This is a genomic window from Stenotrophomonas sp. Steno-Z2, assembly GCF_056393235.1.
In genome coordinates this window covers 18,756-31,434 of the sequence record NZ_JBWJOY010000009.1, presented here as the reverse complement: position 1 = coordinate 31,434, position 12,679 = coordinate 18,756, and the positions used below count along the sequence as shown (strand labels likewise).

The following is a 12,679-nucleotide window of genomic DNA, read 5'->3' as shown; positions in this document are numbered from 1 at the left end:
GCACGTGCAGACGCGCATCGCCCCCGGCGGTGCGTAGGCTGATAAGTCGTTACCGGCAGCTTGCCGCGGTGCGCAGCTTGCCTGAAGGCCTCTGGGGTCTTGTAGCCCAGCAGGCGGCGCAGATCGGCACCACTGATCTCAGCACCGTAGCGCTCACGCAGGCCCAGCTCGACCCTCTCAATTCGGCTATCTCGACTTTCTTCCACTGTCACGCTCCCTAACGGCTTGATGTTAATAGTTGCGCGCGCGGGCAAGGAGGAGACAGGTTTCGCGAAACCTGTACCATAACTAGGCGTGACAAAAGCGAACTGAGGCGAGTGTGGGGACGGGCATGGAAGCCGGCGCTGCGCAGAATGACGCAAGCTGGCTCAATGGGGAAATGAAGATCTGTGCTGCCCGTGCCTTATACGCGGAGCTCGCCTGTGCCGCCGGCAGTTGGAACGCAAAGACGATTGCTAGGCGCGTCGTGGCCTCGCCAGACCACCTCCAGGACTTGGACGTGGTCGTCGATAAGATTCGGAAGCTTCGTGATGGGAGCAGAGCGCCGACGCTAAAAGGCTGGATCCAGACTGCGGCGGCGTTACCTTCTGCCGATCTGCGCCAATGGATTGATTATCCGCTGTTCCGACTTCTGAATCAGCCCAAGAGCAAGCGAAGTGCTGTCTTGGCCGAACGGCCTTGGATCGATTATCAGCTGGTAACTGCGATACTGAATTCATTGCCAAGCGATCTGCAACTGTCCCTTGAGAGTGCGCGCCCGCTGCAGGAAGCCCGAACTCTCGCTGATATCCGGCATTTGGTCAGCAGATACTTTGGTCAGATGATTGCTTCCCAAGAATTCCTGCAGATGCCCTGGGCAGATAGGCTTCTGGCCGTCACCGCAGCGAGCAAGCTGGCGCTTTGGCGCGGCGATCACATGCTATTTGGCGAGACCAGTGCATGGACACTGGGCAACTTCGCAGAATCGGTGGCGAAAACTCCCCATTTGCTAGCAGGGTGGCCTTGGCTTGTGAGGGCATATGAGCGCCAACTTTGGGGCGCCTATAGGGCTCAGGCAGATGGCTGTGACCAAATTACTGTCCCTTCAGCACGAGATATGGAAAGGGTGCTTATGGCGATGGAATACTGCGAGACCCGCTGCGCTGATAGGCGACGGACGCATTGTTTGCACAAGGAATGTGGGAGCGGCTTCACCATCGTGCCGCGCAAATTCCTGATGCGGCATTGCGGACTCTACCAAGAGTGATCTACGCGTCACGTTGACTTGCATCCAGCCGTAGATCGCCAACTTTAACATGGAGCGGACGCTGATCACCTGCTTCGGCATACGCGACCGCGTCCCTGAATCTAGCCCTATAATCTCTGGTGGCGACGTCGGGCGCTGATTGAAGCGCCCTCGTTAATTCGATCCAGTGGGAAAGTGGAGTTTCAGCACAAGGAGCTCTCTACAAACAACCAGGCAGTTGGACAGCGCCGTCAAACGAACTGGACGCTACTGCCAGCCAGTTGGACACCTGACATGGCGCCGATGCCAACTTTCGGCCAATTTCGGACGCTGCGGATCCAAGCGCCTATGCTACGGCGCGATGCACCCCAAACTGCCCTGGAATGTCGGCTCTGACGCTGAAGCACCTTCGGTGCGCGCCACAACTTTAGCCTTACGGGCTTGGCGATTCTGTGCTGCGAGTTCGCGCATCTTCTGTCGGCGAGCGCGCATTTCGTCAAAGACCTTTCCCGCATGTCTGAAGGGCCGTCCGGTGCGCCGCTTTGGCGCGATGGGCACGATTCCCATAGCATCCATTCGTGCCTGCACCCTATGTGCCAAGGCCTTCATGCCGGGCTGGATTCGCTCTGCCTCTCGATACTGCCCCTTTAGCGCAGTACCTAGAACCCTCGCGTTATCAGGGTTCGTAGCGCTTGCGAACTTCTTTGCAACAAGTCGGATTCGCTTCTGCCGACCAAAGGGGAGTGCTACGAGACCCTTGGACACTGCAACACCCGTAATGACCTTCACGGCGCTCGCTCTGTAGCGCACGATCTTGTGGCCAACGAAGTCGTAGTTCCTCAGCCGCCTACGCACGAGCTGTGCAAACGCCAAGGTTGCCCCCGGACCAGAAAAGACCATGTCATCGACGTACAGCGAGAAAATCAAGCCGTGTTCTTTGGCAAGATCCGCAATCTCGTCGAACATCTTCCGGCACGCGAAGTATGACAACACCGGAGAGATTGGGCTACCAGTCGGCAACGCCCTACCGTTACAGCACAGAATCGTAAGAAGGTGCGCTAGATCGTCTGCGCACTCCAAATCTTCGCGAAAGAACTTCCGCACCGAGCCAAACCGCACGTTCTGGTAGAAGTCACGGATATCGACCTTCACACAGGGGAAGTCGTTCTGGTGCCGCAACGCATTCTCCACATACGAGCGACGCTTGGTTGCTGAGAAGACAAAATCAGGTTTCTCGATGCGTCCAAGAATTAGAGCAAGCTTCTTGTGGAAGGCGTTAAGCGCAACCTTTGGCTGTTGAATCTTCCGCCTCTTTTCCTTTTTTGGGAGCCCAATCAGGCGATCACGCTCGCTCTGTTTGAGCTCCCAGTGTTTGAAATTTTCAGGCTGAAGGTCAGCCAGCAGTTCCATGTCTCTAGCGGACATGCCGAACAGAATCGCTAGACGCTTCCTAGAACCTACGCGAAATAGCGGAGACTGGTGTATCGGATAGAGACGTGCGTTGGCCATAGGCAGGGGAAGTTACGCTGCCCTTCCAAGCTTACGCTTCTGCTTTTGCTCGATCCATTGCAGGAGAGCTATAGCCTTATTGCCAAGGAAATCGCGCACCTTCTTGTCACGTCCTGGCTCGTCCACCTGCTCGGAAAAAAACACGAGAGCAGAAAGCGGGATTTCGAATCTAGCCGCGTACTTCTGAAGAAGCTCCAAGCTTGGAACTTTCCTGCTAGATTCGATTTCAGAGAGATATGACCGCGAAATACCGAGCTCAAGCGCCAGCTCCGACTGATTCATATCGTGAAACGAGCGCACTAGACGTAGCGCTTCACCAAACATTTTTCTTTCTCCGCTCTGGGATGAAACGGGAGTAGGAGGTTAGTCCGTGAGCTCCCTGAAGAACTCAATCAGCCGGCTAATCAGCTTGTAAGAACGCCAAATCGCTACGACTACCATCAGCACGGAGTTCAAGGTGACCTTGGAACGACCGCGCTTCTGACTGGACGACTCAGGGGTGTGGCTGGTACTGCAATTACTTTCATCTGACATTGGTAAATACCTCTTAGTTGGACGACGAGACTCAATACGGAACGATTCCGTACCAAAGATCTCGCCTCTCGACCGCCAACTAAGACTCCAAGGTCAGGGCGTTCCCTGAGCTTTTCCCTCCTACCACCAACCCCGTGTTTCTCTCGAACACGGCCTATGTCGCTTCATCCGGGCCGTCATGACGACCGACTTTTGGACTTAGCGGGGTTAGAAGTCGTTCGACTTCCACAGGTGCCAGAACCGCCGGCCCCTACGTTTACTGCGTCGAGCCTTCGCCTAACCAGCCACGAGATAGAGCATACAGGCATGTTCGCTGAGAGTCAACATTTATTTTCCATCAGCGAACATTGTTCGCCTTAGAACTTCGGGAACCGAACCTCGATCGCCCGAACCGGCCCCGGGTGACTCAGCCGAAAGACCGCCAGCGCTAAGACAAGGTGGCACCGGCCTCGGTAAAAGCGAACGCTGAAGTCCTGTACCCGCAGCACCGTCGACGCATCAGGCAGGTTCGGCGTGCGGTGGCGAAAGAAGCTTGGTAACAAGCTCCCCGCCTTCGGCACCGGATCGCCCTTAGCTCCGCTCCGTGACCGCTGAGCGTCCGCTTCGGGTCGGTAGCGGACCGTTCGTTGATGTTCGCCAATGGCCGAAAGTTGGCATCGGTGCCATGTTCAGGTGTCCAACTGACTGGCGGCAGTGTCCAATTCGCCTGGAGCTGCTGTCCAGCTGCCTAGTTGTTTGTAGCTCTCCATGAATAAGTCCAGTCACCGAAGAATAGGTCAGGGAGAGCAAGATCGAAGGTAGGGACGATCAGATCCTTCGTGCTCCATCCAGCCAGTACCAAGACTTGACAGCCGCGGAGCAGGCTTTGGTTGATCGAAGCGTCACCGTTCCGGCGGATACCACCGGCAAGTCGGTTGTCTGTCGAGATCGGGGATGGATACAACCTTCGGGCAGTGGCACATCACATGAAGCACGCAAGTTCATCCTGATGCATGTTGCGTCGCCGAAATGGTGCGTCGCAGCGTGGCGTCCATGCGGCGGTACGGTCAAATGTCCCACAGAGGCTAACCAAGGAGGCGTTAGATGTCCGGATCAGGTGGTGGTGGTTATGGCGGTGGTGGCTTCCCGCCCGAAGAAGTGTCTTGCGATCGCCTGGCCTTCGATACCCAGCTCAGCTCGCCCAAGGCAGACGTCGTGGCACGTATCAACGTGGACGATGTCTTGTCAGTTGCCTTGGACCTGCAAGGCCCTGCTCAGGTCGTGGTGATCAAGCTGGGAAATGAAATTGCCGGCGGCATTACCTCGCCGAAGATGGCGCGCCTGTTGGAGTGCATTCGTCAGGGAACCCAGTACACGGCAACAGTAACTGTCAAGTCCGGCGGACAGGTAGGCGTGCGCATCTCGCCAGTGCGCTAATGCTTTAGGGATATAGAAGAGGAAACAGGATGTTGTCGATCGTCGGTGGAATCTACCGCGAGGTGTGCCTGCGCCCGCAATGGGACGAGGTATATGGGTCGGCGGGGCGCGCAGCCTCTGCCATCGTAAAACTGGGTGGACAGGTCGAGTTAAAGGGCTATCTGGATGTCGGCCTGCTGCCCATCGTGCAAGCACGCGCGGCAGAGGAAGGCTTTGGCCTGAGTAGTACGGAACTGCCGCATTCGGCGGCCTTCTTCTACATCCATGGGTTGGCGGTACCGAACATCCGCTGGCCTGAGAAGCAGCCGGATCTGCACGTGAAGGCAGAAAAGGTGCTGCGCTTCGGCATGCTGGAAGGCACGGCGGTGGTCGACGCCGAATACGCGGTGTTTGATCCGCAGAACGTGATGGGTCCGGAGGCTTTCGCAAAGAATGGATCCAAGGCCAAGCATCTGGCGCTGGTGCTCAATCTCTATGAGGCCGTACAACTGCTGGGTGGCGTGAGACAGGAGCCGGTCGAGACCGCCAAGCGCGTGGCTCAGGAGCAGGGTGCTGAGGTGGTGGTGCTGAAGATGGGTCCAAAGGGGGCCTTGGTATACCATCAAGACGAGCACCATCTGGTGCCAGCGTATTCAACCTCGCGCGTGTGGAAGATTGGCAGCGGCGATCAGTTCGCTGCCAACTTCGCATACGCATGGATGGAGGAAGGCCGTCCGCCGGTGGTGGCTGCTGAGCGCGCATCGCGTGCCACGGCATTCTACGCTCAACACCGTCGCTACCCGTCGCCGGAGGAGCTGGACGCTTTTGCGCCGCCCCCCTTGCAGGTGTCCGAAAAGTACAAGAAAGGTCACGTACCCACGGTCTATCTGGCTGGACCGTTCTTCACCCTAGGCCAACTCTGGGTGATTGAGCAGGCACGCAACTCCTTGCGTGATATGGGACTGCATGTCTTCTCCCCCTATCATGATGTTGGGCATGGGCCGGCTGATCGGGTGGTCAGACAGGATGTGGAGGGCATCCATAATAGTGATGTGATCCTGGCCGTTGGCGATGGCCTGGACTCGGGCACGATCTTTGAGGTCGGTTACGCGCGAGCCCGCGGTATACCGGTCGTCTTCTATGCAGAGAATGAGTCGCAGGAGGACCTGAAGATGATGGAAGGCACGGACTGTTTCCTGCGCGATGACTTCGTCAGCGCCATCTATCAAACGGTGTGGACGGCCGTGAGCGCATGAACAGTGCGCTCCTGCTTTCTGGAGGCATGGACTCCATTGCCTTGGCTTGGTGGAAGCGACCGTCGCTGGCGTTCACGGTCGACTATGGTCAGTTGGCTGCGCCGGCCGAAGTAGCGGCCGCCGCCGCGGTCTGTCAGCGAATGCAGATTCCGCACCATGTCCTTCGGTTCGACGGACGTGAGTTTGGCTCAGGCGACATGGCTGGCACGACGCCGAATGTCCATGCCCCCGCCAGCGACTGGTGGCCATATCGCAACCAGTTCCTGTTGACGCTGGTGGGCATGAAGGCCATCACGCTGGGCGTCCAGCGCTTGTGGGTGGGCACGGTGGCCTCTGATGGCAGCCATCGGGACGGCACGCCAGAGTTCGTGGCCCAGATCAGCCAGCTCATGCAGGGGCAGGAAGGAGGCATGGTGGTGGAAGCACCTGCAATCGACATGAGTACCAGTGAACTGGTGCGTATATCAGGCGTGCCAATGGAGGTATTGTCCTGGTCGCACAGCTGCCACAAAGCGCAGGTTGCATGCGGGAATTGCCGCGGCTGTAACAAGTACTTTCAGGTCTGGCATGAGCTCGACACGCATGTGGAATTGGCTGGGTAATCCCGTTCCGCGTCAGCAACCCGGCGCCTACACTCCTTGGTGCTGGCCGGTCGTGCGCTCGATTGCACTACCACCTGTCTCGGATGTTTCGAGTCCCTGCGCAGGCGTGTTGTCAGAACGGCGCAGTCGTCGGACATTCTCTGCCCTTAGGCTGGAAGATGTGAGCACGCTGCTTTGGCACACCCTGTACTGCCAGCGCACCGCCGAGTCCCCGCTGGGCTTTGCCCTGCAGCAGCGCTCAACGCCTTCGGCAGGCGCTATCCATCCGGTGCATCTGGTCATGCAACTGCCTGGCGACGCCGCACAATGGGCACGATACAACCCACACATACATGCCCTGGATGTGATCGGCCCCTCGGCGGACATCTTCAATGCCCTGCGTGCCGAGGCTGACCGGGTAATGGATGCTCAGTCGGGTTCGTTGCTGCTCTTCGTGGCCGAGCCAGCTATGACGGCGGCCAAATACGAGAACGCCGACAGCTTGGTATGGCGTGATGCGGGCATTATGCAGGGTGCCTTGGGGATCGTGGCCCAGGCGCTGGCGTTGAACTACTGCCTGCTAGGAATCACCGGGGATCCCTGGGTGGGCCGATTATCCGAGCAGTGCCAACTGGTGGGTGTCGGTATCGCGGCGCTGGGAGCGCGCCCGTGACGGGGCATGCTTCATCTTGAACTTACTCTCGGGCAAGGCATTGAGCGTTGCTCCGACGGTCAACGGCGAGGCCATCATGTCCAGCCAGATCACCGCATCTAATTCGGAGGCGCGTACGCCCAAGCCTTGGCTGAACTGCAAGAACTGTGCTTCCAGCGCGAGGTAGTTACGCTCCACTGTGAGCTCCTGGTCCAGGAAGCCCGCTAGTACGCCGGCGCGCAGGATATGAATATCTAGAATGGCCACATCGTCAGCATCTAGCCAGTTGCGCGCAACCCACGATGCCGTCTTGTAACCAATGCCCGGGATAGCGGTGAGCCAATCACGAAGGGCACGGCCGGACTGCTGGGGTGACGGCTCCTGCGCCAACTTGCGCATTGCGGCAGCCAAGTAGCGCGCTTTCTGGCTGGCAAAGCGATAGCGCACCAGTCGACCTGCGTGATGCATGGGCTCGGACAGCCATTGGAAGAGTGTCTGCTCTTCAGGCGGTTCGGCCTCGAATGCTCCCTTGGCCTTGAGATGATGATAGGCCAACAAGCCGATGCTGGCAGGAATGCCGTGACCGCCCAGCAGGCAAGCGCCCACTTCTTCGCGCAGCGTCTTTCCTAGCTTGTACTGGATGGATCGTGCCTCGATCCGTCGCGCCATGACTTGGTAGGCCCAATACGCAGGCGTGGGGAATGCTTCGACCGCTCCCCACGGCACGCCAGGAACGACCTCCGCCTCAGCGGGAGGTAGCTCCACATTGATCGTCATCGATTCGAGCATCACGCAAGCACGTTGCATGCGGGGCCTCCGTATTGGGTTGCCAAACCGGAAACACGCCTGGGCCATCACCGTCACGGTAGTCGGACGTGGTCATACACCCCTAACGGACACAGGTGTGTAGATCACCCCTTGGGGAGGCGGATTTCCATTCGAAAGAATTATACCATAAAATATGCTTATATGCCTAATAGAACGCACAAAGTGCACCCCATCATGCGGGTGCTCCCCGCGGCTCTGCGTACGCGCATGGATAGCCTTGGGCATCATCAAAGCGATGTTGAAGCGCATACTGGGGTTCCACAACCCCAGATCAGCCGGGCTCTGAATGGGGAGCGGAAACGGTTGACACCTGCTATGCGCGAACTATGCCGTTATGCTGAATTAGAAGAAGACTTACCACCTGCGGTAAGCGAGACGGCCGAAGAGGTCACTGCGCTGCTGCAGCATCTGATTGGGAAAAGTGCGCCGGCGGCGGCGCACATGAAAGCGGTACTTCGCAGCCTAGCGCCATTGATGGCCGACTATCGCCGGCGCACTACACGCTAGTCTAGGCTTGATCGCCGGGCCGCCTATGATGCCTCTGCATAGACATCGTAAGCCTTCTCAAATCAATAAACTTCCGTGCTCCTGAGCCCGGCCGCTGAGCCCAGATGCGGTTCGCTACGGGAAAGTAGCGCCCCAGCTTCACGCTTGGCCTCTACCTCAGTTGGTGGTGGGGCGAGGAAGCAAAATAGGCCATCGAGAGCACCACGCTTTTGCTCCTGAAGAGTGACAAGACATTGGCCGGGTGCGACTTCAGCAAGGCCAAAGGCGTGGCGAGGAGCCCCTGCACGAGCGTTGCACCGATGCCTCGCTGTTTGATGGCAGCGATGTGGTCTTTGCCAGAATGGCCACGCTGTTCGATTTCCTGGCCACCTCGGCACCCGATGTGGCTCAGCGCCTGGCTTGCGCGATGCAGGACGGGAGGGAGGCACAATTGGGTTGCCGCTACCTCATTCATGCCGTGCTACGCCTCAAGTGTGGAGGCTGCGTGATTCGACACCGCCGCCAGCTTGTTGGACACCCGAACGGAATCGACTCGGGGCTAGCAGCTTCGTGTCCATCCTCGGTATGCTTGCTTCATGACCTGCCTGTGCCCGCTCGACCATCGAATACCGGCGTGATCGCGTTGATCGATCACGCCCCTGTTGCTCATGTTGGTCAGAGCGCCGGCCTTATACCCCGGTGAGAGCACGCGCCAGATAAGCGCGTACACGTCGGTTCGATTCCGACCAGGGGCACCACCCATGCTAGGTCGGGAATGCACCCATAGCGCCAGCATCACTGGTAGTCCAAGTCACCTAGCTCTACGCTGTGATTGCCCAAACGGCCCTTCTGCGTGCTCCAGGCATGCTAGCTCCGCGAGCAGGGCTGACAGTATTTGCAACGCCGCACTTCCTGTCGCGGCCCAAGTCGACATGCTATGGGGCACTTGCTACCAAATAGCGGCCAAAAAAGAAAGAGCCCGGTCGGGGAGGACCGGGCTCCGGAGGCGCGGGGGAGAGAGAGCACGCGCCTTGAAACGATGTACTGCCGGCTTACCAGGTGAAGCGCGGGCCGACGAACCATTCCTTGTCGCCGCCCTTGCCCAGCTTCACTTCGCCGCTCACGCCCCAGTTGGCGTTGAACTTGGCGGCGGCGCCGACGCGGCCGTAGAACTCGCCGTCCGGGTTGTAACCGGCCTTCTTGCTGTAGTCCTCGTAACCGGCCAGCGCGTAGCCTTCGATCATCGGGGTGAAGGCGGTACGCACGCCGACTTCGGCGCTGTAGCCGTTGAAGGTCGGGGCGTGCTGCAGGTCGAAGCGCTGGTAGGCCACGCGCGCCAGCAGGTCGGTGTTCGGGGCGACGCCGTAGTTGTAGCCCACGCCCAGGCGCCACTGGTCGACGTCGTTCTTGAAGGTGTCGGTCTCCTGGGCGCTGTAGTCGCCGAAGACATGGAAGTTCGGATGCACGGCCACCGAACCCTTCACCTTCCAGCCATCGGCGTCGCCGCCCTTGGCGTCGGTGTTCACGTAACCACCTTCCACGTAGTTGTAGGACAGGCCATCGGTCGCCGAAGCAGCGAACGGCAGGGCGGCCAGCAGGCCCAGGGCGATCAGGGAAGTCTTCATTACGGATTACCTTTTTATTTTGGTTTGATCGACCTGGCGGCAACGCTGCCGGTCGACAGGTGTGAATTATCCGTTAGCCGACGGAATCGCCCCTGAATATCAAACTGACCAGTACATAAATTAGGTGGCGCCGCCGGGAACTTGTGGCGCAGGTGGAGTAACGCGCGGTGCCTGGTCCAACGACGGGTTCGGTTCGGGGAAATCCTTGGCGCCGCGCCGGGAACGTAATCCGCGCTGGCCGCATCAGACAGGGCAGGAGGGAGTAACGGCCATCGTTCGTGGACTCCCTTGGAGACCGTGTCCATGCCACCTGCCGGAGCCGTCCACATGCTTGCCTATGCCCTGATCGTCTTCGCGGTCGCCGCCGTTGGCGGCCTGGTCCTTGCCGCGCATGTCCTGCGCGGCAAGTTCGCGCCCTGGGCGCTGTCGCTGCTGCATGCGGCGCTGGGCGCCACCGGACTCGTCCTGCTCGTGGTGCTGCTGGCCCGCGGCGCCGCTTCCCGGCCGGTGGTGACCGGCCTGGCGGTATTGCTGCTCGCCGCGCTTGGCGGGTTCTTCCTCGCGTCGTTCCACCTGCGCCGGAAGCTGCCGCCCAGGGCGGTGGTGGTCATCCACGCCGGGGTCGCCGTTGCCGGCTTCCTGGTGCTGCTCAGCCAGGTGCTCTGACGCCATGCGCCATCCCCTGCACCCGGCGCTCGTGCACTTCCCGGTGGCCTGCTGGTCGCTGGCGGTGGCGGCCGATGCCGTGGGCCTGTGGCTGGGGGAGGCCGCATGGCGCTGGTCCGGCGGCCTGCTGGTCGCCGGTTGCGCCCTGGCGCTGCCGGCAATGCTGGCGGGCCTGCTGGAACTCCGGCAGGTGCCCGAGGGCGTGGCCCTGCGCGACGCCTACGCGCACATGGGCGCCATGCTGCTGGCGTTCGTGCTGTTCGCGGCCCGCCTGCTGCTGCGGCTGGAGCACGGCCAGCTCCTGCCACCGGACACGCCGGCCCTGCTGCTGGACGCCGCGGGCTTCGTCGCGCTGGTGACCGGCGGGTGGTTTGGCGGACGATTGGTATATGGCCATGGCGTCGGCCGCGGACGGCCTTGAACCGGCGCGGCGGCGGATCGATCCTGAGCTCGTACTCCCGGAGAAGCCCATCGACGCCCTGTCCGCCACGCATGGATCGCCGCAGAACCCGGGCATGCCGGAACTGTCCGAGGCCGAGCTGATCGCGCGCGCCACCGCCGGCGACGGCCGCGCCTTCGGGCACCTGATGCGCCGGCACAACCGACTGCTGTTCCGTGCCGCGCGCAGCATCGTCAGGGAAGACGCCGACGCGGAGGATGTCGTCCAGGAGGCCTACCTGCACGCCTGGCGCGCGCTGCGCAGCTACCGGACCGAAAGCCGGCTTTCGACCTGGCTGGTGCGCATCGCCATCAATGAAGCCCTGGGGCGCCTGCGGCGCAGGAGCGCGCAGGTCATCCCGCTGGAAGCTGCCATGGCCGACCACGACGCCGACATCCAGTCCCTGTTCGCCGACGCGCCCGAGCGCGGCCCGGAGCCATCGCTGATGCGCGGGCAGATGCGCAGGCTGATGGAGGCGCGCATCGACCAGTTGCCGGAAGCATTCCGCGTCGTGTTCGTGCTGCGCGCGGTCGAGGAAATGAGCGTGGAGGAAACCGCGCAGGCGCTGCGGATACCGGAGGCGACCGTCAGGACGCGCTTCTTCCGCGCGCGCAGCCTGCTGCGCGAAAGCCTGGCCCGGGAAGTGGATACGGCGCTGGCCGACGCCTTCAGTTTCGACGGCGCGCGCTGCGACCGCATCGTCGCGCGGGTGCTGGAAAAGGGCATGGCGGAAGGCCTGGCATCGTGGTCGCCGCCGGCAACGGATTGAACGGCCTGTGTCCGGTGTTCCATGCCGCCGGTGGAAGCATGGCTTGACACCCGGGCGGTTCGAACTGACGCTGATGCGATGCCTATCGACCTGACGCCCCTGAATCTCCGCGAGTTGGACACCCTCATCCGCGCCGCCAAGGACAGGTACAGGACGCTCACCGGACGCGCGCCGGCGGAAAAGGTCAGGCGCATGCTCGCCGCCGAGGCCCAGCGCGCCGGCTACACCCTCGAGGAGATCTTCGGGCCGGAGGCCGACGTGGCGCGGCCGGCGCCGAAAGCCCGCGGCAGGCGCAAGCGCGGCAAGGTGGAACCGAAGTACCGCGATCCCGACAACCGCCGCAATACCTGGACCGGTCGCGGCCGGATGCCGCTGTGGCTGGCGGCGAAGACCCGGCATGGCCGCAGCATCGCCGACTTCCTGATTCCGGGCGTGGCCAGGCTCACCCCGAAAGCGCAGCCGGCCACCGGTCGGCGCAGGCTGGTCAAGCAGCGCTGAGCCGGGCGTCGGTTTGCCGCCCACGCGGCAGGCGCGCGTGGGCCGGACTGATGGGCGACATGGACCCGCGGTGCGCCGTCCGCGCTTCACGCCCGCGTATACGCCGGTTCACGACTGCATGACGAAGCCGATGGGACGGTTGAGGCTCCGCATCGGGAGTGCTCCGTGTCACCGCGCAGATTTCTCCACTTCGTCGTCCCGCTTTCAGTCCGCCGT

Annotated in this window: 13 protein-coding genes and 1 tRNA gene; 10 read left to right on the top strand and 4 right to left on the bottom strand. The window is 61.0% G+C overall.

Features of this window, described 5'->3' with window-relative positions; translation table 11 throughout:
- Positions 1 to 331 precede the first annotated feature (331 nt).
- The gene (locus AC06FP_RS15015; protein ID WP_478076068.1) at positions 332 to 1,246 is read left to right on the top strand and encodes a hypothetical protein; all 915 of its coding nucleotides are present in this window, start codon (positions 332 to 334) and stop codon (positions 1,244 to 1,246) included.
- Between the two features lie 330 nt (positions 1,247 to 1,576).
- Here AC06FP_RS15015 and AC06FP_RS15010 read toward each other — a convergent pair whose 3' ends face one another.
- Positions 1,577 to 2,635 carry a reverse transcriptase family protein gene (locus AC06FP_RS15010; protein ID WP_478076067.1) on the bottom strand — a complete coding sequence of 353 codons (1,059 nt, stop codon included), beginning with the start codon at positions 2,633 to 2,635 and terminating at the stop codon, positions 1,577 to 1,579.
- 111 nt (positions 2,636 to 2,746) lie between these two features.
- Positions 2,747 to 3,058: a helix-turn-helix transcriptional regulator gene (locus AC06FP_RS15005; protein WP_478076066.1), complete on the bottom strand. Its 312-nt coding sequence runs from the start codon at positions 3,056 to 3,058 to the stop codon at positions 2,747 to 2,749.
- Between the two features lie 1,293 nt (positions 3,059 to 4,351).
- On the opposite strand from AC06FP_RS15005, the gene AC06FP_RS15000 reads away from it, so the two are divergent.
- From AC06FP_RS15000 to AC06FP_RS14985, 4 genes are all read left to right on the top strand, one after another.
- On the top strand, positions 4,352 to 4,684 hold the full coding sequence (locus AC06FP_RS15000) for a hypothetical protein (protein ID WP_478076065.1): 333 nt from the start codon (positions 4,352 to 4,354) through the stop codon (positions 4,682 to 4,684).
- Positions 4,685 to 4,713: 29 nt separating this feature from the next.
- A complete protein-coding gene (locus AC06FP_RS14995; RefSeq protein ID WP_478076064.1) occupies positions 4,714 to 5,919 on the top strand; it encodes a PfkB family carbohydrate kinase in 1,206 nt (401 codons plus the stop codon).
- Positions 5,916 to 6,521, top strand: a complete 606-nt coding sequence (locus AC06FP_RS14990; RefSeq protein WP_478076063.1) for a 7-cyano-7-deazaguanine synthase — start codon at positions 5,916 to 5,918, stop codon at positions 6,519 to 6,521. The genes AC06FP_RS14995 and AC06FP_RS14990 overlap by 4 nt, the downstream gene beginning before the upstream one ends.
- 160 nt (positions 6,522 to 6,681) lie before the next feature.
- On the top strand, positions 6,682 to 7,173 hold the full coding sequence (locus AC06FP_RS14985) for a nitroreductase family protein (RefSeq protein ID WP_478076062.1): 492 nt from the start codon (positions 6,682 to 6,684) through the stop codon (positions 7,171 to 7,173).
- Here the strand turns inward: AC06FP_RS14985 and AC06FP_RS14980 are convergent.
- Complete coding sequence (locus AC06FP_RS14980) at positions 7,114 to 7,959, bottom strand: 8-oxoguanine DNA glycosylase (RefSeq protein WP_478076061.1); 846 nt, start codon at positions 7,957 to 7,959, stop codon at positions 7,114 to 7,116. The two genes, AC06FP_RS14985 and AC06FP_RS14980, sit on opposite strands and share 60 nt — an antisense overlap.
- 1,162 nt (positions 7,960 to 9,121) lie before the next feature.
- On the opposite strand from AC06FP_RS14980, the gene AC06FP_RS14975 reads away from it, so the two are divergent.
- Positions 9,122 to 9,224 (top strand) — tRNA-Ile (locus AC06FP_RS14975).
- A gap of 294 nt (positions 9,225 to 9,518) precedes the next feature.
- Here the strand turns inward: AC06FP_RS14975 and AC06FP_RS14970 are convergent.
- Positions 9,519 to 10,091 carry an OmpO family porin gene (locus AC06FP_RS14970; protein ID WP_456117761.1) on the bottom strand — a complete coding sequence of 191 codons (573 nt, stop codon included), beginning with the start codon at positions 10,089 to 10,091 and terminating at the stop codon, positions 9,519 to 9,521.
- 327 nt (positions 10,092 to 10,418) lie between these two features.
- On the opposite strand from AC06FP_RS14970, the gene AC06FP_RS14965 reads away from it, so the two are divergent.
- The 4 genes from AC06FP_RS14965 to AC06FP_RS14950 all read left to right on the top strand — a co-directional run bounded on the left by AC06FP_RS14965 (position 10,419) and on the right by AC06FP_RS14950 (position 12,463).
- Positions 10,419 to 10,757: a hypothetical protein gene (locus tag AC06FP_RS14965; RefSeq protein WP_478076060.1), complete on the top strand. Its 339-nt coding sequence runs from the start codon at positions 10,419 to 10,421 to the stop codon at positions 10,755 to 10,757.
- A 4-nt stretch (positions 10,758 to 10,761) separates the two neighbouring features.
- Positions 10,762 to 11,178 (top strand): DUF2231 domain-containing protein, encoded by a 417-nt coding sequence (locus tag AC06FP_RS14960; RefSeq protein WP_478076059.1) that lies wholly within the window; start codon positions 10,762 to 10,764, stop codon positions 11,176 to 11,178.
- Positions 11,179 to 11,272: 94 nt separating this feature from the next.
- Positions 11,273 to 11,965 (top strand): RNA polymerase sigma factor, encoded by a 693-nt coding sequence (locus AC06FP_RS14955; RefSeq protein ID WP_478076058.1) that lies wholly within the window; start codon positions 11,273 to 11,275, stop codon positions 11,963 to 11,965.
- Positions 11,966 to 12,079: 114 nt separating this feature from the next.
- Positions 12,080 to 12,463 (top strand): H-NS histone family protein, encoded by a 384-nt coding sequence (locus tag AC06FP_RS14950; RefSeq protein ID WP_456117765.1) that lies wholly within the window; start codon positions 12,080 to 12,082, stop codon positions 12,461 to 12,463.
- Positions 12,464 to 12,679: the final 216 nt, after the last annotated feature.

Excerpts from the sequence above, each read along its gene's own strand:
- AC06FP_RS14995 (WP_478076064.1), top strand. The coding sequence starts at position 4,714 with ATGTTGTCGATCGTCGGTGGAATCTACCGCGAGGTGTGCCTGCGCCCG.
- AC06FP_RS14970 (WP_456117761.1), bottom strand. The coding sequence starts at position 10,091 with ATGAAGACTTCCCTGATCGCCCTGGGCCTGCTGGCCGCCCTGCCGTTC.
- AC06FP_RS14960 (WP_478076059.1), top strand. The coding sequence starts at position 10,762 with ATGCGCCATCCCCTGCACCCGGCGCTCGTGCACTTCCCGGTGGCCTGC.
- AC06FP_RS15015 (WP_478076068.1), top strand. The coding sequence starts at position 332 with ATGGAAGCCGGCGCTGCGCAGAATGACGCAAGCTGGCTCAATGGGGAA.
- AC06FP_RS15010 (WP_478076067.1), bottom strand. The coding sequence starts at position 2,635 with ATGGAACTGCTGGCTGACCTTCAGCCTGAAAATTTCAAACACTGGGAG.
- AC06FP_RS14980 (WP_478076061.1), bottom strand. The coding sequence starts at position 7,959 with ATGCAACGTGCTTGCGTGATGCTCGAATCGATGACGATCAATGTGGAG.
- AC06FP_RS14965 (WP_478076060.1), top strand. The coding sequence starts at position 10,419 with ATGCTTGCCTATGCCCTGATCGTCTTCGCGGTCGCCGCCGTTGGCGGC.
- AC06FP_RS15005 (WP_478076066.1), bottom strand. The coding sequence starts at position 3,058 with ATGTTTGGTGAAGCGCTACGTCTAGTGCGCTCGTTTCACGATATGAAT.
- AC06FP_RS15000 (WP_478076065.1), top strand. The coding sequence starts at position 4,352 with ATGTCCGGATCAGGTGGTGGTGGTTATGGCGGTGGTGGCTTCCCGCCC.
- AC06FP_RS14955 (WP_478076058.1), top strand. The coding sequence starts at position 11,273 with ATGCCGGAACTGTCCGAGGCCGAGCTGATCGCGCGCGCCACCGCCGGC.
- AC06FP_RS14990 (WP_478076063.1), top strand. The coding sequence starts at position 5,916 with ATGAACAGTGCGCTCCTGCTTTCTGGAGGCATGGACTCCATTGCCTTG.